The sequence below is a fragment of the Thalassospira sp. SM2505 genome, from assembly GCF_054901115.1.
On sequence record NZ_CM142731.1, the window covers coordinates 3,566,696 to 3,590,867 of the forward strand.

A 24,172-nucleotide genomic window follows, 5' to 3' on the forward strand; every position below is an offset into this window, starting at 1 on the left:
AGACAAAACAAGAATGCAAAAACAGTCTGACCAGCGCGGGCACTGCGATCCCGCATACGGGATCAGGATAGATTTATGGCGTGCGCGGACGGGCGGGCCCGACCAACTCTGGGTCTTCCTGTTCTGACATTCTTGGCGTATCCGTCCGGACAATGCCGGACTTTTCCCAGTATCTAATCTGTCGTGTGATTATAGTTTCGGGGTTATCCCCGGTTGATTACACGTACAGATGCCTCTCTCTGACAGATACAGCATGTCCAATCCTGATCATTTGGTCAAGATTAAAAATCCGAATTCTTGTCAGGCTCTGAATATGGCTGAATTCCCCTTGAAACTCACCTCTGACACGGCCCGGTCCGCATTGTGTTTCAGACTACGTGACATCTGGTAGAGCCCTGATTTGGCAATACTTTACGCTGGCTTTAATTAGATAAACTAAAGTAACGTTGCGCGAATAACCCATTTCGGAACGCCTGTAATGACATCAAAAGAAACCGCAACGGACATCCTTCCTGATCGTCAACCTTCGGTCCGGGCCGTTGCTATGCCTTCTGATACCAATCCGAGCGGCGATATCTTTGGCGGCTGGCTGATGTCGCAAATGGACCTTGCGGCGGGTACCGCAGCCGCACGCCGGGCCAAGGGCAGAACCGCCACGGTCTTTGTCGATACCATGTCGTTCCTGCGCCCGGTGCATGTCGGTGATGAAGTTTCGTTCTTTACCGAAATCATCCATACCGGGCGCACATCGCTTCGCATCAATGTCGAAGCCTGGCGTCAGACACGCTTTGCCGAAACGTCCGATAAAGTGACCGAAGGCGTCTTTACCTTCGTCGCCCTTGACGATGAAGGCCGTCCGCGCCCGATTGATCCCGATCCGCAGGATCCGGTTTCCAAAGCCTGATTGAGCGTCGGTCTGGCAGCAATCAACACCCCTGTCGGCATACGATAATCCGCAGCCCTGCGCACCGGGCATGGCGGGTACGCAGGGCTGCGACCTATGCAAACGGGCTTGAATATGCGATTTTGGTCGGAAATCTGGTCGCGCCATGTTATGAAGCGCGCCAAGTCCCATAAGAAACGGGACAGAGAGATTTCCCGCATACCGACGAAAAGACCCAAGTGATGAGTAATCAATCGCGCCGTTCCGAATTGCTGATGCCGGCAGGTTCGCTCGAAAAACTGAAAGTGGCTGTGCTTTATGGTGCAGACGCCGTTTACATGGGCACGCCCGACCTGTCCTTGCGTGTCAAAAGCCAGTTGTCGCTTGAAGACGTGGTCGAAGGTATCGACTTTGCCCATAGCCACGGTGTGCGCGTTTATCTGACGCTGAACCTGTTTTCGCATAACAAGGATATCGACAAGCTTCCGGAATATGTCGATACCGTGCGCAAGGTCCGCCCGGATGGTCTGATCGTTGCTGATCCCGGTGTTTTCATGTTTGTGCGTGAACATGCGCCGGAACTTGATTTGCATGTTTCGACACAGGCCAATGTCTGTTCCTGGCAGTCGGTGAAATTCTGGCAAAGCATCGGGGCAAAGCTTGTGGTGCTCGGCCGCGAGGTTTCCTATGCCGAGCTGACCGAAATCCGCGAAAAATGCCAGGACATCAAGATCGAGGCCTTTGTGCATGGTTCGATGTGTATGACCTATTCGGGTCGTTGCCTTTTGTCGAACTTCATGGCCGAACGTGGCGCCAATCAGGGGGCCTGTGCGAACTCATGCCGCTGGAAATACAAAGTCCATATGAAGCTCAAGGACGGCACGGTCAAGGAACTGAACCTGACCGAAGAAAACCTTGAGATGTTTGACTTCTTCCTTGAAGAAGACATGCGTCCGGGCGAGCTGATGGAAATTCAGGAAGACGAACGCGGCTCCTATATCCTGAACTCGCGTGATCTTTGCATCATGCCGAAGCTTGAAGATTACCTGAAAATCGGCGTCGACAGCCTCAAGGTCGAAGGCCGCGGCAAAAGCCCCTATTACGCCGGCCTCGTTGCCCGTGCCTATCGCATGGCGATTGATGACTGGTACAAGGATCCGGAAAACTGGTCAGCCGACGAATATATGAAGGAACTGTCGACCATTCCGAACCGGGGTTACACCCTTGCCTTCCATGATGGCCGTCTGACCAACTATGCGCATGGCTATGACAGCAACACCAATGTGTCGGATTGGGAATTTGCCGGAATGATCGAGGAAGTCGAAGACGACGCCTTTATCATGTCGGTCAAGAACCGCATGCTGCCCGGTGACGTGATTGAAATCGTCCCGCCGCGCTCGCGTCAGACCATTTTCATCCGCATGTATGAATTCATCGACGCCAAAACCGGCAAGGTCGGCGAAGCTGTCCACGCCAATACCCATCCGCGCATCCGCCTTCCGTTCTCGCTGTTTGAACAGGAAGACCCGGAATTCCTGCGTCGCGAAGTGCTTCCGATGACCATCGTGCGCAAGGAAAAAGCCCTTTCGGAAGACGAATGGCAGCGCCTGAAACTTGATCAGGAAGGCCACAAGATCGAGATGGGCAAAGGCAATGAAGACCGCTATGACGCCAAACGCGATGCGCTTCAGACCGCCCTTGATGATCGTCAGAAAGAACGTTCTTTCCGTACCCCGCGCGTGGGCACCAAGGGTTGCTGTGGCCGTGGCTGTAACGGTTGCCTGATCTTCTGGCACGATGATACCTATGCCAAGGCACGCGAAATCCTTGCCAAACGCAAACAGGGCGAGATGCTTGAAAAAGACGGCAAGACGATTGCTGCGGAATAAGCATTCTTCAGATTGCTGATCACACAAAGCCGCCGGTCAATCCCGGCGGTTTTTTGTTTGGCCCACCAAATCCAAAGTCGGCAGTCCCCGGATCACTTCAGCCCGGATCAGTGATAGGATTTCTTGATCGGCGGGCCATTCAGGATGAATTCGCCAATCGCGGTTTCATGCTCGATGCCAAGACCTGTGGCAAGCGCAAACAGCGCGCTATCGCCGCTTCCGGTGGCACAGGGCGACAACCCCATTTCAGTTGCCACCAGATAGAAGGCTTCCATCATCACCCCTGCATTGAGCAGCGAAAGCCGATAACAGAGATTCTGGTATTTCCAGCCAAGGCGCGGCATCCGGCTTGCCATCACGATCAGACTATCGGGTAACTTGGAACCAAGACCCGTGGCACCGCTTGCCACACCAAGGATGGCTTTGCGCACCTGTTCACGAGCAGGCAAGGCATAAAGTGCATGTTCCGCCCCCTGATAATGATAGATGCCCGGTTTCAAACCATCGCAGCGATTGATGACCAGATAGATTTCGATCTCGTGGATCGCGCCACCGGCAGGAACCGGACGTTCCAGCAAATCCTGCGACGTGCCATGCTTGATATGTTTGCGGGTAGAAACAGACCGCCATAAAAAACTGCCCAGATCATCAAGCCTCAGCGGGCGAGCGCCCGGTTCGCGGATGGATTTGCGCGCATCCATCACATCATAAAGCGACAGTGGCTTATGCTTGGCATCGGCTGAATTGTCATCCGGGCGCGGCAATGCGATCTTGTGGGCAGACATTGGCGCCTTGATCGCGGGTAGGGATGGCACCTTGTCCTTGAACCGATAGGTCCCGCCAATCATTCTCTGATCCAGAAAACTGCGGGATCGGGAATGGAACAGCCGTTCATGAAATTCCCAGCTTTGACGATCAAAACTGTCATGAGACGGGCTTTGCAAAAAGCCGAACCGCCACAGAAAATGCCAGAAACCGGGATAGGCCAGTTTGCCTTCATCGCCTGAATTCATGCTATTGCCATGCTTCGGATCGCCAAAGATGTGGGCCAGCAACCCGTCACCCTGCGGACCAAGCACCAACCGCACACCGATCTCACAGTTTTCAAGAACTGTCTTGCCGCCTTCGCGCTGAACAAAGGCAAAGCGCGAAATCTCTGCATCCTCGGGCGCCGCCCCGATTTCAAGCGGCGTATAATAAAGCCGCGACCCTGACTCAATATGACACAGCGGCGCACCAGAAGATTTATCTGGCCAATACCACCACTGCAACGCCTGAACCTTGGCCAGCTCATGTAGCAATTGATCGGCCTTTTTCCAAACCTGTTCCTCGTTCAGTTCGGGGCAGATATCGCCAATCTGTTCACAGAGCGTTGCAACCGGCACCCCATTGTCGACACCCCAGGATGCGACCAGATCGACAAACCGCGGGTCTGACCAACCGGTTGGATGATCATAAAGCGTCGGTTCATCGCCAAAGGCCGTTTTCAACACCATGCGCCCACCGGTCTCATCGAATGAGACCGCCCGAACATGGGGACCAAGCCCGATACCAAGATAGGGGTCAGAAGATGCAAAAAAAGCAGATCCAGTCGATGCATTCGCAGTCATGACGCCTCACAGGAAAAAGGCCAAGGGGTGCAGATCGTCATAGCTATGGGGGTGATCAAGTGCGCCCATCTTGACCGGCGCATCAAACAGCCGTCCCGGCGCACGGCGGTTCCAGAAATGACGCAGCCCCGGCACCACAACACGAACACAGGAAAGCGGCAGGTCCGGGCGGCTGTAATCGACAACAATGGTATCGAGCCCTTCTTCTGCCATCCGATCGACACAAAACCGGACTGCCTGATCAATCGTATCAAACCCGGCGCTTGGAAGATCATCGACCGACTTTTCCGCACCGGTCCCGGCAATATAGGGATGGTCGGCGAGATTGGCGGTTGCCAGCCATTCCATCATAGCATCTTCGATCCCGCCCTTGGTCTGGATCGTTGAGGGCTCGATATCATCATGCATCAAAATCTGGTTGAGTTCGGTCAGGGCACGCAAAGCGGCAATCCGCCCGTCAAGATGTGATCCGAAACCAAGCAATACCCGGCTGCCATCCTGTTTGGCCGATGCAGCAATCATCACCGGAATCCCAAGATCGGTGGTCAGATCAATCACCCAGAACGTTCGTCCCAGTGACTGGTAATGGGCCTGCATATTGGCAACAAACGCATCATCAAGCCCGTCAAGCGATACGCGCCGTGGCACAAGGCGGTTATACCACCAGATCGAAATCGCATCGCGTTCAACCAGCTCAAGGAAACCTTGCAGAATTGCTTCTTCGATGCTGCCACCTGTCGCACAGCCATTTGAATCCGCCATACAGAAATCATGATCACCGGGCGCATTACCCCGATATTCGTAATAACAGAACCGGGTCGGCACCCAGCGCGGCGCGTGATCCCGCAGCGACCAGGCCGGGGTCCAGTCAATCACCGCTGTCTCGTCAAACGGTTCGGGAATGCGGGCCATCGTGGTAGCATTCCGGTTCAGGCTTTCGCGGTTCTGATATTGCTGCGCGGCATATTCCAGAAACGAAGCTGGATGCGGGGCATGTTCGCGAATTTCCCGCCAGCTTGCCTGATGGCGGGGTTCGGAGCCCGACCATTGCGCACTATAGCGTTCAACAGCCTCGGCCAGACAGCTGATCTTGGCCTGACTGTCACTTAACCCCTTTCCTGCGGCCCCGCCCGGACGCCCAAGCGATCGGTTCTGACGTGGATCAATCGACATCCGGCGTCCCTGCGAGGCGGAATAAACATGCAGCCCCTCCGCCAGATCAGCCTTGTGCAAATGGCCAACAATCCCGGTCAGGGGGCTGACAATCGGTTCCAGTCTCGCCAGTGCCTGTTCCGGGGTCAGCGCCCGCCAACCGCCATCCGCCCCATCCTGATTTTTGATCCGTGACAGGGTGATTGGTCGATGCATCTGATCGGGTGTTTGCGGTGTTGACTGCAGAGCATGTTCGGGACAATCGGCAAATAACGGCACGCCATGCTGCTCATTCACCCCATCGCTTAACGACCAGACCTGCAACTTCGTGCGAAGATCTTCGCACAGGCCAAAACTCAGACGCACCGTTTCAAGCGTCGCCCGACCAAATGCAACCGCCAGACTGGCCTTGGTAAAGGCCCGTGCCGGACGGGCACCTTCTGGTGATGCCGGGGCCACTGTATCGCCCTGACGATGTTCGGCCAGTCGCCTTGCCAGACAGAAATAACAATTGCCCGCACCGCTATCAGCCCCAATGACGGGCCCAAACCATGCGTTTAATCCACCTGGCTTGAACGGCACCCATGCCATTTCGCGTTTAGCCGCCATGCGGGCGAAATCCGAAAGTGCCGGTTGCAGATAGTCTTCGGTCAGAACAATGGTCAGATTGGCATTTTTAAAATCGGTAATGCTGAAACCTTGCGCTATAAGCATCGCGGCAAGTTCGGACGCCTGCACCGACCCGGCAGCCCCATCGCGACCCAGCCCGACAACGCCAAGCTTGACCGACTGGGCAAAGCTTTCACATTCATCAGGTTGCAAGACATTGGCGCTCCAATATGCAGATCGGGCATGATCCGCCCATGGATCAATCGCAACGACATAGCCCCGCTTACGCATATGCGCGATCATCTCGGATATATCCGCAGGCGGAATGCGATCACCGAGCCGGGCGATAATCTCCTGCTCGCGCAGACGTCCATCAAGATAGGGGAACAAAATCCCGTATCTTTCGCCATTCAGGCGAAAGCTTTGGGTTTCCGACAATAGCAAGTAGGTGTGATTGCCAATTGTGTGCAGGGTGAAGTGTGGGGCAATCGCAAGGTATTTCTGATCTTCCGCCATTGCCATTCTTCCCCTGCAAGTGTTGTTATAACCGTCCAGATCTCAGATCAGGTTGCCCTGCCTTGCATCTTTTACGCAAGAGCAAAAACAACTAAATATCAATGCACAATCGGAAAAATCGCGCAATCTGCGTTGCACAGTATATTAGACATATGTTAGCGTATTTTTCGCGCCAAACGTTTGTGACACCAAGAATAAATAAGGGTGCCCAAGCACTTCGTCGGGCAACCTTGGTTCACATATGGCGTCCTTTGAAGTTTGTACCGTTTATTTCTGTTTCCGAGGCAACCCGGGCATAGCCAGCATGACACTGATATCTGGCAACCGGTTTCAGGAGTTTCTGGATATGACACAGGAAAATCTCGCTGCAGGGTCATTGCCGACACCAGCTTTCCTTCGTCTGTTTGACGATGATCACGTCAGCGACAACAATCTGGCTTTCAGTCGTCCGCCCGCTCCGGGGCAGTGTATTACCATCCTGCGGCCAGAAAGTGATGATGTCACCGACTGCAATCTGGCTTTAAATCACCCGCCCGCTCCGTGCCAGTGTATTTGCACCTTGCTGCCAGAAAATGCTGAGCTCAGCGACAGCAATCTGGCTTTAAGTCACCCGCCCGCTCCGTGCCAGTGTATTTGCACCTTGCTGCCAGAAAATGCTGAGCTCAGCGACAGCAATCTGGCTTTAAGTCACCCACCCGCTCCGTGCCAGTGTATTTGCACCCTGCGGCCAGAAAGTGATGATGTCAGCGATGCCAATCTCAACGCCGCCCTTCCGCAGCCACCAAGTTTTTGCGTCAGGCGCGGTAAAGATGAACTGTCTGTTCAATTTGACGACCTTGATCTGAGCGCACCGCCTCCCGGCTTTCACACCCAAAGCTGCTCATGCGGTCTAGGGTGTCGTGCACCGGTCGCCGACAAGTCTGAATTCTCTGACAGTGACCTGACGCTTAGTGCACCGATTCCCGGCGGCCCGAAACCCTGCTACTCGGCATGCGGTGTATGGTAATTTCCCTTACATAGATGCCCGGACCTGCCGTCGTGCGAACATCCCTGAAGACGGGGAAGCGACGTAAGAGGATTCCGTTCAGGCCAGTCCACATAATCAACATTTGGCCTGAACGGGGACTCTGGCGTGCCGTTGTTTGCAAACAGGCCCTGATCGAAAGCGTGCCGAGATATCATGTCTGACACCGATTTGGCCTTGCATGTCGCACAATATGATCCCGCCACGATGGAAGAACCGTTTCGCGCGTTGCTGACCGGTTGGGGAGTGCTTGAGCAAAGCTCTCCCTTCTATGATTACTGGCAACCAATCCTGAAAGACCATCGAACGGTCCTTGATGGATTGGTTATGGCCTTTGATGGAACTTCGATCATAGGACTGGCACAGATCAACTGGCGGCCGACCATTGATAAAAATTCGCGCTCGGTTTCCTATTTCATTGATCGCAACCAGCCTAGGGAAACAGTTGCGCGGGCCTTGAAGCAGCATCTCGATATACTGTTTCGCCAACGGGGATGGACCACGCAAGTCGCCTTTGCCCCCCCGGAACTTGCCGAATATAGTACCCTTTATGAAAAAGTCGGTTTTGCCCATCAGGCAGAATATGATTCGATGCGCATGATCTGGGATGGCGGAGACTATGCAAAACCCGCCGTCGCAGGGCTCAGCATCCATCATTACGACAGCGATCATCCCGATCCGGTGATCGAGGCCGAACTGGCCACCCTGTTTAACCGAACCTTTGCCAATGAACCGGCCTGTGCTGACCTTGAAGGCAAAGACATTCGCAAACTGTCGGTCCATGGCGACATGTGGTTTGCCTATGCCCGCGAACAGGCAACCGGGACAATCGTTGCCTATGCCGAATGCGGCGTAGATGGACTGTTCTCTGCGATTTCTGTCATTCGTCCCTATTGGGGCAAAGGCGTTGCCGAATGGCTCGCCGCCCATTGCATGGATCATTTCAGGGCAAACGGGATCGACAAGCTCTGGAGCCTTGTACGCACCAGCAATGCCGCATCAATCCGGCTGCATGAACGCATGGGCTGGAAACGCGATGGCGACGGAATTTACCGATACTTTTTTTCGCAGATCGAGCAGGCCTGATCAGCGGACCCCACATTCCCTGCAACAGCACAAAGCCTGAATACAGAAACGGCAGCCCGTGTGGCTGCCGTTTCTATTTGATTACTTGATGGCACGTTCGGCCTGCTGTTCGAGCTTGTCGATGCGTTTAAGCCCGAACCAGCCAAGCCCAAGGAACACAATCAGCAAGACCGGACTGAGCAGTGTGAGGTTGCGTTCAAGCAGTTCCGACATCCCCTCGCCCAGCACATAACCAAGTGCAAAGTAAATCCCGACCCAAAGCAGGATTGATGCGATGCAAAGCGGCAGGAAGCGCATGAATGACATCGAACTCATGCCGACCGGAAACACACTGATCGAGCGGATGGTATTGGGATAGCGGCACAAAAGGATATAGGCGACGCCATAATGCTCAAACAAACGCATGGTTTTGCCCAACCACTTTGACAGACCATCCGGGAGCTTGCGCATAATCGCGTCACCATATTTGCGCCCCAGCCAGAACCGTATCATATCGCCGACAAAGGCCCCGGACAGCATCGCGACAATAGACGGCCCCGGCAACAGGCTTTCGGATACCACAAAGATGCCGACAAACACCGGCAGGATGCTGGCCTTGCTGACGCAATAGGTAAAGATCAGGGTGTAGACCAGCTGTTGGTGGTCCTGAATCCACAGATTGATTGTCTCGAACACGGCATCACTCGCCCGTTTAATAAAGATTGCAAGCCTTCTAGGGCAATCCGGGCCTCAAGACGAGTGTGCCCGTTCACAATGCGATCATGCAACCTCGAACCGGATCGGCTGGGCACCTTCCCACAGCGTCATTTTACCAAGTTTTTCAAGGTCATCGAGATTGCTGGTCACCGTGATGAAATGGTTACCGGCAAGCTGGCCGACCTTGGAGGCGAAATGAACGCCGCCATAGGCAAGCAGGATTTCGGTTTCGCTGATCCCGCCGGGATAAAGAATGATCTGGCCCGGTGCGGGGAAGCTGGTGTGGTTTTCATAACCAACACCGAACTGATAATCTCCCAGCGGCATCCAGACACCCTCGCCGCTCCAGCGGACATGGACGGCCTTGCTTTCAAACGGCATGCGGTCAAGAAACGCCTTGCAGGTCTGTGGGGCTTTTTCGGTTTCAAGCACGCCGTCAAAGGTGAACGGGCCTGCGGTGATCTTAATCTTGGTCATCTTGGATCCTACGAAATCAGTGTCATCCAGCCCAGTGCCATTACAAGACTGATCAACGTGATCGGCACGCCAAGGCGCGCATAGTCTGTAAATGAAATCACCGTTCCGGCCTTTGCGGCCTGTTCAACGGCAATGATATTGGCGACCGAGCCGACAATCAGAAAATTACCCGACAATGTGCTGAAAACAGCCAGGCCATGCAACATGCTTTGCGACCAGTCCGGGCCAAGGGATAGCAACATCATCACCAGCGGCACATTGCCAATGGTGTTTGATCCGGCAAGTGACAGACCGACAAGAACCGCGGGCTGATCAATATGAAGCGTGATCAGGATGTCACGAAAGAACCCTGCAATCACGTCATCGCCCGACATTGCGCCGGTGACAATGAACAACCCGCAAAACAGTGCCAGCAAATGCCAGTCGACCCGCCCCAGGACCTGATCCGTGCCAAGCCTGCGGCTAAGCAACAGCATGGCAACAATCAGCAGGCACCAAAGCGCACGTTCATCGACAAGGATAAAGATCAGGATCACGGCAATGGTTGCCGCCACCGCCTTGATCAGCATTGGACGATCAGGCAACACGGCCGTTGCGTCCGAACCGGCTGCGATCCTTTCGACCTGCTGTAACGCGCCACGCGTCATCGGGCCATAGACCAGCACGGCATAAACAGTCAGCAACCCGATCAGGGCCGGAACACCGCAAACCATCAGGAATTCGATGAAATCAAGCTGCCCAAATTCGGCAATCATCAGGTTTTGCGGATTGCCGATCAGGGTCGCGGCCGATCCGGCATTGGCCGCACAGGCCACCGCTATGACAAAGGGTTTTGGATCAAGGCCGCGCGCGATCACCCCTGAGATCAGGATCGGCGTTACCGCCCAGACCACCACATCATTGGTCATGACCGCCGACAAGCCACCGCAAATCATGATCACCCCGGCAAGCAATCCGCGCGGTGTCAGATCAAGATGGGTAATGCGATTGCCGATCCAGTCAAAAAAGCCGCTGGCTGCATATTGAGATGACAGCACCATCAGGGTCAGCAAAACCGACAGGGTCGCAAAATCAATTGATGCCAGTGCCTGATCCCCGTTGACAGCGCCAGCCAGCAACAGGATCAGCGCCCCGATCACGGCAATTCCGGTGCGATTGATCGCAAGCCCCGGCCAGCGCCCCAGCGCCATGCCGAAATAGACCCCCGCAAAGACAGCAACAATCAACCAGTCCAATTTGCAACATCCTGTTCTGATAGAAGTCCAGACCCTGCGCGATGTTTAGCGCCAACAAACCCCTCAGGCACGATCATTTTTTGGTCGTTCTCCCTTTCCCCACCCGGCAAGCATTAACGATGCCGTTTATGGGGCTTCAATTGAATGAACCTGCAGTTGCACACCGTGAATTACTATTGTAAAGTTTTGCAAGAACAAGACCCGGAAAAAAATAGAAAAATCAGGACTTTCCGGTACGAATGGTCAATTTTGAACCAATGTCACTTCCGTAATTGATGTTGGTTGATAGTTGGACTTGCGCCTCCACAGATCATCAACCTCGCCATCAGGAGTATCAGGGATATGACAAACGAAAACCTGACCGCCGGATCCGTTCCGTCGTCAGCATTTTACCGTCTTGCCAGTGACCAGGGTCGTCCGCTTTCGACCTCGCAGCCACAGAACAGTTTTTCCTTCGACCGTTCGGATGAGGATCTCGGCATTTTTCCCGGCCCGCGTCCGGGGGGACCATTTTGCGGTTATGGTATTACGGGCGACGCTGAAATGTCCCCCCCTGCAAAAAGCCTGACCCGTAATGACGAAGAGCTCGGCATCTTTCCCGGCCCGCGTCCGGGGGGACCATTTTGCGGTTATGGCATTACGGGCGACGCTGAAATGTCCCCCCCTGCAAAAAGCCTGACCCGTAATGACGAAGAGCTCGGCATGTCCGGCTACCCTCGTCCCTGTCAGGGTGGTTCCACACCATGCATCATCTCTTCGGATGAGGAACTGAGTGTCTCGATGCATCAGATGCAGCAATGCTTCGGCTGCATTAGTGGTGATGTCTGAGGCACTTAAAGGCAGCTAAGAACCTCAAGCCCTGCATTTCAACGCGATTGCCGATATCGGCAATCGCATTTTTCTTGTCTTTTGCTCTGTCGAGAAACCCGCGATGCGATCCAGTCCTTCCCCGCTGACAGCAACGCTATCTGTTACGGAATATGATCCATCCACTATGCAAGACATCCTCTATCGCGCAGTTGAGGAATGGGGCTTTACCAAGCCGGAATCGGATTATTACGATTTCTGGCAATCCATCCTGAAAAATCCCTTCGACCGTCTTGCGGCACTGGTCATTGCCACTCACAACGATCAGTGCATCGGTGTGGGCCTGGCGCACTGGCGTCCCTATTTTTCTGAAGGATGCAGAAGCGTTGTCTACATGGTTGCCGCCCCCTATCGCAATCAGGGCGTGGGGGATGTCCTTAAAGACGGCATGGACCGTGTTTTTCAACCACGGGGCCTGACACATCAATATGCACTGGTCACGCCCGAAAATGCCGAGATCATTCCATTTCTGGAGCGTTGCGGATTTACCGAGAATCTGCACGAACGGAGCTTTCGTTTCTGCTGGGATGGCGCCCCCTATTCTTATATCCCCGTGCCGGGTTTGACCCTTTATCCTTTTGACCGCGACCATTTCGACCCCAAGGTTGCTGGCGAACTGGCCGATTTTTACAACCGAGCCTACAGTACCGAACATGTTCATCCGACAGTCACCAGCGATCTGATCACGAAGCTGATCAAAACTGACGATGCCTGGATGGTTTATGCCCGTGACGATGCGACCGGACAAATTGCCGCCTGTACTGAATGTACCCGTTTCGGGATGTTTTCAGGGATTGCCGTCTTGCGCCCATGGTGGGGAACCGGACTTGCCAAATGGATCACCGGCTATTCGCTGGATGAGTTTCAAAAAATGGGGATAAAACCCCTTTGGTCGATGGTCCGTGAAAAAAACGCCGCCTCGATACGCCTTCACAAAAGTGTGGGGTCTTATGAAAACGGCTATTGCAGGCATTTTATCTCGGAAATCCCGGATCAAGATCCGGTTGCGCCTCGAACAGGTGAAACAGCCCCCGCAACGCGCCGGTAACACTTCCCCGGTTCATGCAATCCCATACCATTGAGCACCTGTTTCAGACCTGACATGAAACATCACCCAGGTCCCGGATATGCACAAATTGCAATGCCCCATACCAAAATGCGTGAACTCATCTTCTTGCAAACCGAAAACACGGCCTTTTGAGCCATTTTGTGCGTTGCCGCATGTGTTCTTCGACGATCCTGCGATTGTTTCAGGACAAAAAGGGTGAAAATTTCACTTGCGCGGAAAAAGCAACAGGCGTAAATCGCGACTTGCCCAAAGTCGCACGTGCCTGTGGTGGTCCTGCTTACTGGAACCCTGTAGGACTTACTTAAAGCAACGACGGTGTAGGGCTTTTTTGGTCTCAGGTGGCGTCCAAATCCACCGACACTAAAGAGGCACACCATCATTGCCCACGTGCGGAACGGGACATCCCATTCCATAGCGAGGCAGACTTACTTCGCAGTTCCGGTTGGCCCCGGAGCTTTACAGCACGCAGGTAGTCCGCGTCACGCGCCTCCACCGCGCCCATACGCATCAGGTACCGGCACGCTGCCATATTCGTGGAATGGGAGAACGCCCCAATGGCAACTCAGCGTATTATTGATTTTCTCGCACAGAACCGACCGGAAGGCCCGTGCCTTGTTGTTGATCTCGACGTTGTTCAGCGCAACTACGAGACCTTTACCCGTGCCCTGCCGGATTCCCGCATTTTCTATGCGGTCAAAGCAAACCCGGCCCCGGAAGTTCTGAGCCTGCTTGCCGACCTTGGCAGCAACTTCGACACCGCATCCGTACCCGAAATCGAAATGGCGATGGCCGCTGGTGCGACGCCTGAACGTATTTCGTTTGGCAACACCATCAAAAAAGAACGCGACATTGCGCGCGCTTATGCGCTGGGTGTTCGCCTGTTCGCCGTTGATTGCGTCGAAGAAGTCGAAAAAATTGCCCGTGTTGCTCCGGCATCGCGTGTGTTCTGCCGCATCCTGACCGATGGCGTTGGTGCAGAATGGCCGCTGTCGCGCAAATTCGGCTGTGCACCAAGCATGGCCCTCGAAGTTCTTGAACATGCCCATCACATGGGTCTGGACGCTTATGGCGTGTCCTTCCATGTTGGTTCGCAGCAGTGCAACCTTGATGCCTGGAACACCGCACTTGCAGAAGCATCGGCGATCTTCCGTACCCTGGCTGACAAAGGCATTGTCCTTCGCATGGTCAATATGGGTGGGGGTTTCCCGACCCGTTACCTGCGCGACGTACCGGCGACCGAAGCCTATGGCTCGGCGATCATTGACGCGCTTCACACCCACTTTGGCAATCACATGCCCGAAACCATTATCGAACCGGGCCGCGGCATGGTTGGTGATGCCGGCGTGATCAAAGCCGAAGTAGTTCTGATTTCGCGCAAGCACGAAGATGATCCGGTGCGCTGGGTTTACCTTGATATCGGTAAATTCGGTGGCCTTGCCGAAACCATGGATGAAGCGATCCGTTACCCGATCACGACCATTCATGATGGCGGCGATGTTGCCCCGTGCGTGCTTGCAGGTCCGACCTGTGATTCTGCCGACGTGCTTTACGAGAAAAAACCTTATGACCTTCCGATTGCCCTGACCATCGGTGACGAGGTTCTGATCGAAGCAACCGGCGCTTACACCACCACTTATGCATCTGTGGCGTTTAACGGCTTCTCGCCGCTGACCGCCTATATCATCTGACCCTTTCGGGAAAGACAGATCAGTGATCACGATTGATCGCGAAGGCCGCTTTGACCACGTCGAACGTGAAAAGCTGCTTGATCGCGTCATGGGTCCGGCGCGTTTTCAGAAATCTTCTGAAATCCTGCGCCGCGACCGGCTTCCGGCGGACGGTCTTGCGTTTGTCGCCCACGACGGCAAACAGCTGATCGGTACTGTCCGGTTATGGAATGTCAATGCGGGTGACAGTGGCTCTGCCCTGTTGCTCGGTCCGCTGGCCGTTGAAAAGGTCTATAGCGGATCGGGTGTTGGTGCCGGTCTGGTTTACGCAGCCCTTAACGCTGCGCAATCCGCTGGTCACCGTTCGGTTCTTCTTGTCGGAGACCCGGATTACTACGCACGCTTTGGCTTCAAGGCCGCACCGGCAAGCGGGCTTTTGATGCCCGGCCATTTTGATCGTCACCGGTTCCAGGCGATCAATCTTGGCAATGACGACGTCCTGACGGGCGCGCAAGGTATGCTTTGTGCAACCGGTGCCATGGCCCACTAAGGCAATAAAAAGAATTCCGACTTTGAAATCCCGGTATGGCTAGCCCCCTGCCGGGATTTTTTTATTCCAGACGGTGCACTTCATGAAGCGCAGTCAAAAAAGCCCCGCAGCATCTGTGGGGCTTTGTGATGGATATCCAAAACCGATCCGGACTAGCAGGTCTTTTCCGACAGCCAGCCAACAAAGGTTGCACCATCTTCAAGCCGTTCATGGCTAAAGCATTTGCCACCGGGATAGGCACCGGTTGCCGGGGTAAAGCGGACATCGTCTTCGCCGGGCAGAATGTTGGTGGTCGTTTCGACCAGTTCGGTATGAACCGTGCCAAGACCATCGGCCGGGACAAGGCAATCATAACGACCGCCATTGCCATTGACCGTGCGCACACCAACCATGCCATGGTTCATTGGCCAGGCCTTGAGCACCGAGACCAGATCGCCGGGATTTTCGGCAAGACAGGCGATAATGGCCGGTTGCAAATCTTCGAAATACTCGGTCCAGAGGCCCTTGCCCGCGGCTTTAAGCTCGGCCACCTTTACGACCGGGAAATTGCCCGGTGCCAGCACAAGGCTGACAGGCTCGGCCGAAACGGCACAATGGGTATCGCCTGACGGCGTTTGCCAGATTGCATCTTCGCCTTTGCCGCGCAATTCATAGATTTCATTGCCATAGCCATATCCCGATCCGGTCTCAATCCGAGACAGCGACAAGGGTTCGCGGCCCGGGAATTCAACAATGGCGCGTTCAATCCGCTTTTCGAAGGTTACCGAAAACCGGCTTTTGTCGTCGCAGACAAATATTTTCGGGCCAGCGGCCTCGGTCGGGCTGGTATTCATCTGGGCCAGCATGGCGTCAATTCGGCTGAGTGCGACCTTGCTTTGGGCCTGCGCACCGCTGACTTCATGTTCATCGGGGCTGCTTGCGATACCATTGACGGTTTTGGTCCCTGATGAAAAGCGCCCCTGGGCAAAATCAAGCTGCAGGCTGTATTGAAGCGGCGTATCACTTTCCGCGCCCCCGAAATTGACACGGGTGGCATTTTCGGAAAATCGCAGCAACTGGTTGTTGCGGTAATAAAGCTTCACATCGGACTTGCCGTATTTGCCAAGGTCGCGATGCTCCTCGACCATCATCGGTTCGCCTTCAGGCGACACATAGGCCTTGTAGGTGACGGTATGATCGCTTGCGACATACTGACCGGGAATGACCCGCATGGCCGAAAGCCGTTCCTCGATCGCGGCAATGTCGCGCGAAATGTCCGTGCCGTTGGTTTTGCGCGCCCCGTCAGAAAGCGTACGTGCGACCGGACGTACCAGAATTTCAACATCGCTTGGCGCACCGCGCGTCAGAACCCCATAGGACTGATCATTGCGGAACAAGGTATCGCCATTTGCATTGACGATTTTTGCCTCGATCGCATAACTCATGCGCGGGTCGATCTTTGCCGCGTCATAGGGCAGAACGAAGACCATCGGCGGACTGGAAACCGGCTGGCGCAGGGATGCGATTTCGACCGATGGCGCACCGGCGCGCGACACATCAAGCAGCCGCACGACAAGAAACGCATTGTCTGGCGACAATGCTATGCGTTCACGATAGGAAACCGATCCGGTGACCTTGGTCGTGCTGGTTTGAAGTGCGGCACAGCCCGATAAAATCGTGACCATGCCAACGGTAAATAACGCCCTTACCCACATTTTTGCGGACGATACTGGATTCATTGTGACCCCGGTTTGCTCGTATTTTGGAGTGTGCGTTGCTCTGCACACAATGTTGCCGCCAAAAATACCTAAAACCAAGGCCAAAAAGCGGCAAAGGTGTTATTTCCCAATCAAATGCTGCAATGCGGCCATTACGCCCCCCTGATCAGGACGCATATCGTCACGATCAGGCAGATGCCCGGTGTCCGGAATGCCTGTGGCCGATCAGCCGGCAAAACGGGTACAGGGCAGCCCGGCGACATCGGTCTGAATCGACAGAAGTGCGCCTTCAAGTTCGTTGCCATTGCCCTCAAGCCCGACCGAGGCCGAGGTGATATAAAGGGTTTTAAGGTCCGGCCCGCCAAACACACAGCTGGTCGGCTGGGTCACCGGCAGATCTATGATCCTGTCGACTTCACCTGCCGGATTAAAGCGGATCAGACATCCCCCGCCCCAGCGCGCGTTCCAGATATAGCCATCGGCATCCATGGCCGATCCATCCATATTGCCACGATCCTGCGGACCAAAGAAGACGCGCGGATTGCTGGGCACACCGGTTTCCATGTCAAAATCATAGACATTAAGCGTGTTTTTGATCGTATCGCCAAAGAACATTTTGGTGCCATCTGCCGACCAAAGCAGCGTGTTCGAAATCCCGATGTCAGACAGGAAACGGGCTGTCTCCCCGTCAGCTCCGACCCGGTTAAGCGTCCCGGTCGAAGCCGTCACCGGCAGGTCTTCGCCATTCGGACCGATATTGTTTTGCATGGTGCCGTGCCAGAAACGCCCGGCCGGATCAACGCGACTTTCATTGGACCGATTGCCGGCATGGTCGCTATCGGGGGCGACAAACGGCGTGGTTTCCCCGCTTTCCGGATCAAGGAAAGCCAAACCATCGGCAAGTGCAACCATAAGACCGCCATTCTCGCGCGGGACAATTGCAGCAACTGGCTGATCAAAGGTCCAACTGCGTGATCCGCCATCATTGGGGCGGAGCGCATAGGCGGTTTTCCCGACGATATCCACCCAATACAGGACACCTTCCCGGGAGTCCCAATGCGGGCCTTCGCCCAATGTACATCGCAGGTTTGGCAATACGGTTTTCACGTTGGCCATGATTTCTCCCTGATATTCTGGGCGGTCTTCCGCGCTGGTTTGCCCGATCATTCAATGCAGTATCCGTTGACCCGCATCGGATCGAAGTCGTTATTTCTATTGCTACCCGGAATGGGAAGTTCTGAAAAGTCATTTTGTATGATGATTGTTTTTCCCGGCCAAAATTTTCTCCAGATGCAATCGCAACTCGGTTGCAATTTCTACAAGTAATTGATAGGCATTCTCATATCATCATTGGCATGCCGTCATGACCTGGCCAATTGGTATGGGCGGCCCTGCCCGATTACTGCATTTACGAGTTTCCAGCATATGTTCGACCTGAAAGACGTTACCTTCAAAAGTGACGGTAAAAGCCCAAAGACGCTGCTTGAGAACATCACGGTCAATTTCCCGACCGGAGCATTCAGCGCGATTGTCGGCCATAACGGATCGGGCAAAAGTACGCTTTTGAAATTGCTTGCCCGCAAGAACAAAAAGCATTCCGGCACCATCACCCTTGATGATGCGGTTCTCGAACATCACGGCACGCGCGATTTCGCCCGCAAGGTCGCCTATCTGCCGCAAAACCCGGTGGTGCCACCGCATCTGAGCGTGCGCGAACTCGTCGCATTCGGACGCTATCCCTGGCGCGGCGCATTCGGGCGCTATCGCGCCGAGGATCATGCCAGGATCGACCAGGCGATGGAACTGACCCATGTCACCGGCTTTGCCGACCGTCTGGTTGCCAGCCTTTCCGGCGGGGAACGCCAGCGTGTCTGGCTTGCGATGCTGCTGGCACAGGATGCTCCGGTTCTGCTGCTGGACGAACCGACATCGGCCCTTGATGTCGGCCATCAGCGCGACATTCTGCAGCTGGTCGCCAATCTGAAAAATCACGGCAACCTGACCGTGATTGCCGTTCTGCACGATATCGACATGGTGGGACGTTTTGCCGACCACATCCTTGCCTTGCGCGGCGGTCAAACCTGCTGGCAGGGCACAGCCCGCGATTTCATGCAGGGCGAAACCCTTCGCAACATTTTCCAAACCGACATTGATGTCATCCATCTGCCCGACCATGACCGTTTCGTCAGTTTTGTCGCCTAGCGCGCCTGACATGCGGAAATGATCGACCAACAGGGATCAGGAATATTTACCATGCGCACCCGTTTGATCAGCCAGATTGCGGCAAGCTGCCTTGTGACCATGGCGTCATTGTCGCCCCTGAGTGCAACAGCCCAGACCGCAAGCCAGACTACCGCTCAGACCATCAGCCACGAAATGGGCGACGTGACCTTTGAGACCACGCCGACCCGCTTTGCCGGATCGAACTGGGCGCTGACCGAAAGTCTTCTGGCACTTGGCATTGATCCGGTTGCCGTGCCTGAGGCAGATGGCTATCGCGCGTGGGTCGTCGAACCGGAACTTCCGGCCGAGTTTGCCGATCTGGGCACCCGCCGCGAACCGAATTTCGAGGCGCTGCGCGATGCCAAACCCGACGCGATCCTGATCAGTGCCGATGTTGCCATGGCCTATGACAAACTCTCAGTCATCGCCCCGACACTGGTCTATTCGATCTATAATACCCAATCGGGCGAACCCGCCATCGACCGTGCGGAAATGTTATTGCGCAATGTCGCAAAAATCGCGGGCAAATCCGACAAGGCCGAAGAAGTCATCACATCGGTCAACGCACGGATTGATGCCGCAGCCGCGCGTATCCGTGACGCGGTTGGTACGGACGCCAGATTTGCCATCGTCCGTATCATCGACGAGGCCCATTTCCGCATCCATGGCAAAACATCGCTGTTTGGCTCGTTGATTGAACGCATGGGTTTTGCCAACGCCTGGCAAGGTGACGTCAATGGCTGGGCTTTCCATAACGGCGATGTGTCCGATCTTGCCGGGATGGGCGATGTGCATTTTGCCTATATCGAGCCGATTGCCCCGACCGTTCAAAGCCGTTTGCTTGATACCGCGATCTGGAAGGCCATGCCCTTTGCCCGCAACGGCCATGTTTATGCCGTGCCCGCAAGCTGGACCTTTGGCGGGGTTTTGTCCGCAGCGCGCTTTGCCGAACTTCTGGCCGATGCCGTGACCGGCACCCGGACCACCGCAACCGGATCGTAAATCATGAAGACCATGCGCGCTGCCTTTAGTTATCTTGTCCTTTGCGTCGGCCTTGTTGCCGTGAACGGCACATATGCCAAGGCTGATCCAATCCGGATTGAACATGAACGCGGGATCCTTGAACTTCCGGCACCGGCAAAGCGGGTGGCGACGATCAACTGGTCCTTTACCGAAACAGTGATTGAGCTTGGCCTGTCGCCCGTCGCGGTCGCCGATCCGCAGGATTATGCCGACTGGGTCGCAGAACCGAAACTGCCCGATGGTTTTGTCGATCTTGGTCAACGGTCATCCCCCAATCTGGAAGCCCTGCGTGCCGCCAAACCCGACCTGATCATCACCATTCCCGATATCGGCATGAGCTATGAAAAGCTTTCCGAGATAGCCCCGGTTCTGGAATTGAAGCTGTTTGATGAAAAGCGCCCGGCATTCGAGGCCGCACGCGATGTTTTCGCCAAGATCGCCAAGGCCACCGGACGCGAAGCCGAAGGACAGGCATATCTGGCACATGTTGATGCCAAGCTGGCCGAATATGGCGAACGCATAAGGATGGCGCTGGGCCCCGATCAGAAACTGAATGTCATTTATTTCTTTGATGAAAGCACGATCGGCATTTTTGGCGGCACGTCGCTTCCCGGATCGGTGATGGCCGCGATGAATGTGCCCATGGGTTTTACCGGTGAGGTCAATAAATGGGGCTTTGCACGTGGCGGGCTTGAACTTATTGCCCCCTATGCCGAGGGAAGCGTGGTTTACACCAACCCTGTACCCGACGCCATTTTGGAGAAAATGTTTGCATCGCCGATGTGGAAATTCATGGCCTTCACCCGCAACAACCGGGTCTATGAGCTTCCGGTCGTCTGGATGTATGGCGGTGTTCCATCATCGCTTCGCTTTGCAAGGCTTTTGACCGAAAGCATTGAGAACGGCCCGCATCGATGACCAATACCCGTTCCCGGCTTCCCGCTACCTTCCTGATTCTGCTTGGTCTGTCCTGTGTCGGTGTTCTGATCACGGATTTCTGGCCGTTCCTGCAGAAAGGACTGGCTGGGCAAGTCATGTTCAGTCCCGATGAAACCGACTTTGACCAGATCCTGTTTCATTACAGCATCCTGCCCCGGCTTGCGATGGCGTTCCTGTGCGGGGCGGGACTGGCCTTGGCCGGTGCGGCAATCCAGACAGTGTTGCGCAATCCGCTGGCCTCCCCGACCACCCTTGGCGTCGGAGCCGGTGTTGAATTTGCCCTGACCATTTTCCTGCTGATTGCCCCGGCATCAATGGCACTCTTTCAGGAAGCCTTTGCCCTTGCCGGGGGCATGATTGCATTGGGTGCGGTGTATCTGATTGCGTCAAAGCGCGGCAATGCGACACTGTGGCTTATTCTGGCCGGTATGATCGTCAATCTGCTGTTGCAGTCGGGATCACAGATCGTCTTGCTGTTTAACGAGCAATATCTGCAATCGATCTTTATGTGGGGGGCCGGTGATCTGGCCCAGAATGGCTGGGAAGCGACCGAATTTGTGCTGCCGCGTGTGATCATTGGCATGATCGCGGTTCTGGCCCTGTCACGTCCGCTGGATTTGCTGGCACTGGGCGATGAGACGGCCAGTTCGCTTGGTGCCAAAGTCACGACCTTACGTCTTTTGATCCTTGGCTTTGCTGTCTTCATCACCGCATCGGTGATTTCGGCTGCGGGCATGATCGGTTTTGTCGGGCTTGCGGTTCCTGCCGCGCTGCGTATTGCCGGACTGACCCGGTCACGCGATCTTATGATCTGTTCGGTTGTGACCGGCGGGTTTGTTCTGGTGCTGATTGATTTTATCGTGCGCCAGTTTAATGGCCTTGGCGGCGATGTTTTGCCGACCGGGGCAGCAACCGCACTTTTCGGGGCACCTTTTATCATCCTGATCCTGCGCAAGGCCCGGATCATGCCGGGCACCCAAAGCGAAGATCAGCACAGCGATCAGGAAATCATATCCAAAACGCGGCTGACCGTGATCCTTGGCGTCACGCTTGTGGCTGGTATCTTCGTCTCGCTGTTTGTGTCGCTTGATGGCAATGGCCTTGTGTTTCTGGGCTGGAATACGGACAGTTTAGATATCCTTCTGGGTCGCTCGGAACGCAGTTTTGCCGCGATGATTTGCGGCGCGGCACTTGCGGTTTCAGGCACGCTCATCCAGCGCGTCGGGCGCAATCCGCTGGCCAGCCCGGAAATTACCGGGGTCAGTTCGGCCACCGCACTCGCCATGATCATTGCCCTTGCCATTTTCGGGTTCGGGCAACGTGCCGAACTGATGATGATCGGGGCAGCAGGCGGGATCATATCGCTGTTTGTGTTGCTGATCCTGTGCCGCAAATTCACCCATGCTCCGCATTACATGCTGCTCAATGGTCTGGCCCTGACCGCGATCCTGGGGGCGATGGTCCGCATCGTTCTGACGCGCAGCGGCACACAGACATCCATGCTGATGTCCTGGCTTGCCGGGACGACATACTTCACCAATATGGATGAAGTCCTGATCGTTGCCGGGGTGACGGCAGTGTTGCTGGTGGTGGCGATTGCGCTTCGTCGCCCGCTTGAACTGGCATCCCTTGGCACCGATCAGTCGGTGTCGCTGGGTCTTGGCATCACCGGTTTCCAGTTTGCCATGATGTTACTTGCAGCAATCCTTGCGGCCAGTGCCACCCTGCTTGTCGGGCCGCTTAGTTTTGTCGGCCTGATGGCCCCGCATCTGGCGCGCGTTGCCGGTTACCGGCTTGCGGGCGGGCATTTGCTGGGGGCTGTTCTGATCGGGGTCAATGTGATGATGGTGGCCGAATGGCTGGCACGGAACATGATCTATCCGGCACAGCTTCCCACCGGGCTTATCGCCGCCCTGATCGGCACCGGTTACTTCCTGATCCTTGCGGTGCGCAAACGATAATAATCCCGTGCGTCAGACAATATCTGACGCACGGGACATCCACGCGGCCTTACTGATCCGCGATATAATCGCCTTCGAATTTCCTGAGCTCGTCGGTGATTTCATACCAGTCGGGTTTGGATGCGGTATGGATATGAAGGGATGGTCTGATCTTTGGATCATCATCAAGGGCCGATGCCGCAACCACGTAAATCGACCCCGAAGACATATCGCCAAGCGATGTGCCGCATTCCTTGCAAAAGCAGCGTTCGAACTTTGAATCAGGTCCGCTGTACCGGCCAATCACATCATCACCTGACCGCAGATGAAAGTCATCGGCCTTGCCGATCACCACGGCGGAAAACACGCCTGCCGCTTTGCGACAGCGCGAACAATGGCAGTAGCTCAGCGATGATGGCGTGCCCGAAATTTCAAACCGGACCTTGCCACACAAACAGCTTCCCTTGATCATTTCTCATCCCTTTATTTTTAATTTCAGAGAAAAGAACATAACATGAACATTTATCACATTCCAACCCCGTCACAATAATTTATCAATGAGATCAGTCTGCTGACACTGATGGCCAGTCGCGTGCCAGGGCAAAGGCGTCGTCAAGTGTGACGACATGCCGGACCGGAAATGGCAGCATGCGGGCAAAGTTGCTGTGTTCAGGATCATCGCTGCCATGGCTGTGAACATTTCCGTCGCCATGATGATGGCCTTCATCAACGCGAATAAGGCCCTTGGCGAAATGCCCCAACCGGTCGCGATTGTGCTTAAACCAGATTGCCGCCTGTTTGCGGATTTCATGATCCTGATCGACAAAACCCGACACAAGAAAAATCAGGATTACCGGATCGCTACGCGCGGCCAGATCATCGAGTGCAGCCAGATAGGCCTGCCCGTCCGCATCACTTTGACGGTCGATCATTTCAAACAGAACAATGTCACTGGCGGGTTGGCTTGCGCGAAACATCCCGGACCTCCTGTGCGCGAATGGCCCGGCGAAAAATCACCGG

Annotated in this window: 21 protein-coding genes; 12 read left to right on the forward strand and 9 right to left on the reverse strand. The window is 55.0% G+C overall.

Going from position 1 to position 24,172, the window contains the following annotated elements; translation table 11 throughout:
• Window positions 1–478 precede the first annotated feature (478 nt).
• Together ACTU44_RS16740 and ACTU44_RS16745 are read left to right on the forward strand one after the other, a co-directional pair.
• Entirely contained in the window at window positions 479–904 is a 426-nt protein-coding gene (locus tag ACTU44_RS16740; RefSeq protein ID WP_114099464.1) for an acyl-CoA thioesterase, read from the forward strand.
• 221 nt (window positions 905–1,125) lie between these two features.
• On the forward strand, window positions 1,126–2,772 hold the full coding sequence (locus ACTU44_RS16745) for a U32 family peptidase C-terminal domain-containing protein (protein ID WP_114099463.1): 1,647 nt from the start codon (window positions 1,126–1,128) through the stop codon (window positions 2,770–2,772).
• Between the two features lie 107 nt (window positions 2,773–2,879).
• On the opposite strand, the gene ACTU44_RS16750 is transcribed toward ACTU44_RS16745, so the two are convergent.
• Together ACTU44_RS16750 and ACTU44_RS16755 are read right to left on the reverse strand one after the other, a co-directional pair.
• Window positions 2,880–4,382: a SagB family peptide dehydrogenase gene (locus ACTU44_RS16750; RefSeq protein ID WP_462095997.1), complete on the reverse strand. Its 1,503-nt coding sequence runs from the start codon at window positions 4,380–4,382 to the stop codon at window positions 2,880–2,882.
• A gap of 6 nt (window positions 4,383–4,388) precedes the next feature.
• A complete protein-coding gene (locus ACTU44_RS16755; protein ID WP_462095998.1) occupies window positions 4,389–6,659 on the reverse strand; it encodes a TOMM precursor leader peptide-binding protein in 2,271 nt (756 codons plus the stop codon).
• A 304-nt stretch (window positions 6,660–6,963) separates the two neighbouring features.
• Between ACTU44_RS16755 and ACTU44_RS16760 the strand changes: the two genes are divergently transcribed.
• Both ACTU44_RS16760 and ACTU44_RS16765 read left to right on the forward strand, forming a co-directional pair.
• Complete coding sequence (locus ACTU44_RS16760) at window positions 6,964–7,665, forward strand: hypothetical protein (protein ID WP_462095999.1); 702 nt, start codon at window positions 6,964–6,966, stop codon at window positions 7,663–7,665.
• Between the two features lie 174 nt (window positions 7,666–7,839).
• Complete coding sequence (locus tag ACTU44_RS16765) at window positions 7,840–8,769, forward strand: GNAT family N-acetyltransferase (protein ID WP_462096000.1); 930 nt, start codon at window positions 7,840–7,842, stop codon at window positions 8,767–8,769.
• 81 nt (window positions 8,770–8,850) lie between these two features.
• On the opposite strand, the gene ACTU44_RS16770 is transcribed toward ACTU44_RS16765, so the two are convergent.
• The 3 genes from ACTU44_RS16770 to ACTU44_RS16780 all read right to left on the reverse strand — a co-directional run bounded on the left by ACTU44_RS16770 (window position 8,851) and on the right by ACTU44_RS16780 (window position 11,177).
• On the reverse strand, window positions 8,851–9,444 hold the full coding sequence (locus ACTU44_RS16770) for a DedA family protein (RefSeq protein WP_462096001.1): 594 nt from the start codon (window positions 9,442–9,444) through the stop codon (window positions 8,851–8,853).
• 84 nt (window positions 9,445–9,528) lie between these two features.
• Window positions 9,529–9,942: a DUF3830 family protein gene (locus tag ACTU44_RS16775; RefSeq protein WP_114099457.1), complete on the reverse strand. Its 414-nt coding sequence runs from the start codon at window positions 9,940–9,942 to the stop codon at window positions 9,529–9,531.
• A gap of 8 nt (window positions 9,943–9,950) precedes the next feature.
• Window positions 9,951–11,177: an SLC13 family permease gene (locus ACTU44_RS16780; RefSeq protein ID WP_336081593.1), complete on the reverse strand. Its 1,227-nt coding sequence runs from the start codon at window positions 11,175–11,177 to the stop codon at window positions 9,951–9,953.
• A gap of 342 nt (window positions 11,178–11,519) precedes the next feature.
• Between ACTU44_RS16780 and ACTU44_RS16785 the strand changes: the two genes are divergently transcribed.
• The 4 genes from ACTU44_RS16785 to ACTU44_RS16800 all read left to right on the forward strand — a co-directional run bounded on the left by ACTU44_RS16785 (window position 11,520) and on the right by ACTU44_RS16800 (window position 15,330).
• Complete coding sequence (locus ACTU44_RS16785; protein ID WP_462096002.1) at window positions 11,520–12,005, forward strand: hypothetical protein; 486 nt, start codon at window positions 11,520–11,522, stop codon at window positions 12,003–12,005.
• Window positions 12,006–12,171: 166 nt separating this feature from the next.
• Complete coding sequence (locus tag ACTU44_RS16790; protein WP_462096003.1) at window positions 12,172–13,092, forward strand: GNAT family N-acetyltransferase; 921 nt, start codon at window positions 12,172–12,174, stop codon at window positions 13,090–13,092.
• 575 nt (window positions 13,093–13,667) lie between these two features.
• Window positions 13,668–14,801 carry a type III PLP-dependent enzyme gene (locus ACTU44_RS16795; protein ID WP_462096004.1) on the forward strand — a complete coding sequence of 378 codons (1,134 nt, stop codon included), beginning with the start codon at window positions 13,668–13,670 and terminating at the stop codon, window positions 14,799–14,801.
• A gap of 22 nt (window positions 14,802–14,823) precedes the next feature.
• A complete protein-coding gene (locus ACTU44_RS16800) occupies window positions 14,824–15,330 on the forward strand; it encodes a GNAT family N-acetyltransferase (protein WP_462096005.1) in 507 nt (168 codons plus the stop codon).
• Window positions 15,331–15,482: 152 nt separating this feature from the next.
• On the opposite strand, the gene ACTU44_RS16805 is transcribed toward ACTU44_RS16800, so the two are convergent.
• Both ACTU44_RS16805 and ACTU44_RS16810 read right to left on the reverse strand, forming a co-directional pair.
• Window positions 15,483–17,048, reverse strand: a complete 1,566-nt coding sequence (locus ACTU44_RS16805) for a YbaY family lipoprotein (RefSeq protein ID WP_462096006.1) — start codon at window positions 17,046–17,048, stop codon at window positions 15,483–15,485.
• A gap of 204 nt (window positions 17,049–17,252) precedes the next feature.
• Entirely contained in the window at window positions 17,253–18,143 is an 891-nt protein-coding gene (locus tag ACTU44_RS16810) for an SMP-30/gluconolactonase/LRE family protein (RefSeq protein WP_462096007.1), read from the reverse strand.
• Window positions 18,144–18,452: 309 nt separating this feature from the next.
• Between ACTU44_RS16810 and ACTU44_RS16815 the strand changes: the two genes are divergently transcribed.
• Genes ACTU44_RS16815 through fhuB form a run of 4 tightly spaced genes read left to right on the forward strand, consistent with a single transcriptional unit; the run spans window position 18,453 to window position 23,173 of the window.
• Window positions 18,453–19,229 (forward strand): ABC transporter ATP-binding protein, encoded by a 777-nt coding sequence (locus ACTU44_RS16815; protein WP_462096008.1) that lies wholly within the window; start codon window positions 18,453–18,455, stop codon window positions 19,227–19,229.
• 51 nt (window positions 19,230–19,280) lie between these two features.
• Complete coding sequence (locus tag ACTU44_RS16820) at window positions 19,281–20,252, forward strand: ABC transporter substrate-binding protein (RefSeq protein ID WP_462096009.1); 972 nt, start codon at window positions 19,281–19,283, stop codon at window positions 20,250–20,252.
• A 3-nt stretch (window positions 20,253–20,255) separates the two neighbouring features.
• Window positions 20,256–21,191, forward strand: a complete 936-nt coding sequence (locus ACTU44_RS16825) for an ABC transporter substrate-binding protein (protein ID WP_462096010.1) — start codon at window positions 20,256–20,258, stop codon at window positions 21,189–21,191.
• Window positions 21,188–23,173, forward strand: a complete 1,986-nt coding sequence (gene fhuB / locus ACTU44_RS16830; protein WP_462096011.1) for a Fe(3+)-hydroxamate ABC transporter permease FhuB — start codon at window positions 21,188–21,190, stop codon at window positions 23,171–23,173. The genes ACTU44_RS16825 and fhuB overlap by 4 nt, the downstream gene beginning before the upstream one ends.
• 49 nt (window positions 23,174–23,222) lie before the next feature.
• On the opposite strand, the gene ACTU44_RS16835 is transcribed toward fhuB, so the two are convergent.
• Window positions 23,223–23,624: a GFA family protein gene (locus ACTU44_RS16835; RefSeq protein WP_114099447.1), complete on the reverse strand. Its 402-nt coding sequence runs from the start codon at window positions 23,622–23,624 to the stop codon at window positions 23,223–23,225.
• A gap of 91 nt (window positions 23,625–23,715) precedes the next feature.
• Complete coding sequence (locus ACTU44_RS16840; RefSeq protein ID WP_462096012.1) at window positions 23,716–24,129, reverse strand: hypothetical protein; 414 nt, start codon at window positions 24,127–24,129, stop codon at window positions 23,716–23,718.
• Between the last annotated feature and the right edge of the window lie 43 nt (window positions 24,130–24,172).

Coding starts and splice junctions, on each gene's coding strand:
- ACTU44_RS16740 (WP_114099464.1), top strand. CDS start 479: ATGACATCAAAAGAAACCGCAACGGACATCCTTCCTGATCGTCAACCT.
- ACTU44_RS16745 (WP_114099463.1), top strand. CDS start 1,126: ATGAGTAATCAATCGCGCCGTTCCGAATTGCTGATGCCGGCAGGTTCG.
- ACTU44_RS16750 (WP_462095997.1), bottom strand. CDS start 4,382: ATGACTGCGAATGCATCGACTGGATCTGCTTTTTTTGCATCTTCTGAC.
- ACTU44_RS16755 (WP_462095998.1), bottom strand. CDS start 6,659: ATGGCGGAAGATCAGAAATACCTTGCGATTGCCCCACACTTCACCCTG.
- ACTU44_RS16760 (WP_462095999.1), top strand. CDS start 6,964: ATGACACTGATATCTGGCAACCGGTTTCAGGAGTTTCTGGATATGACA.
- ACTU44_RS16765 (WP_462096000.1), top strand. CDS start 7,840: ATGTCTGACACCGATTTGGCCTTGCATGTCGCACAATATGATCCCGCC.
- ACTU44_RS16775 (WP_114099457.1), bottom strand. CDS start 9,942: ATGACCAAGATTAAGATCACCGCAGGCCCGTTCACCTTTGACGGCGTG.
- ACTU44_RS16785 (WP_462096002.1), top strand. CDS start 11,520: ATGACAAACGAAAACCTGACCGCCGGATCCGTTCCGTCGTCAGCATTT.
- ACTU44_RS16790 (WP_462096003.1), top strand. CDS start 12,172: ATGCAAGACATCCTCTATCGCGCAGTTGAGGAATGGGGCTTTACCAAG.
- ACTU44_RS16795 (WP_462096004.1), top strand. CDS start 13,668: ATGGCAACTCAGCGTATTATTGATTTTCTCGCACAGAACCGACCGGAA.
- ACTU44_RS16805 (WP_462096006.1), bottom strand. CDS start 17,048: ATGAATCCAGTATCGTCCGCAAAAATGTGGGTAAGGGCGTTATTTACC.
- ACTU44_RS16810 (WP_462096007.1), bottom strand. CDS start 18,143: ATGGCCAACGTGAAAACCGTATTGCCAAACCTGCGATGTACATTGGGC.
- ACTU44_RS16815 (WP_462096008.1), top strand. CDS start 18,453: ATGTTCGACCTGAAAGACGTTACCTTCAAAAGTGACGGTAAAAGCCCA.
- ACTU44_RS16820 (WP_462096009.1), top strand. CDS start 19,281: ATGCGCACCCGTTTGATCAGCCAGATTGCGGCAAGCTGCCTTGTGACC.
- ACTU44_RS16825 (WP_462096010.1), top strand. CDS start 20,256: ATGAAGACCATGCGCGCTGCCTTTAGTTATCTTGTCCTTTGCGTCGGC.
- fhuB (WP_462096011.1), top strand. CDS start 21,188: ATGACCAATACCCGTTCCCGGCTTCCCGCTACCTTCCTGATTCTGCTT.
- ACTU44_RS16835 (WP_114099447.1), bottom strand. CDS start 23,624: ATGATCAAGGGAAGCTGTTTGTGTGGCAAGGTCCGGTTTGAAATTTCG.
- ACTU44_RS16840 (WP_462096012.1), bottom strand. CDS start 24,129: ATGTTTCGCGCAAGCCAACCCGCCAGTGACATTGTTCTGTTTGAAATG.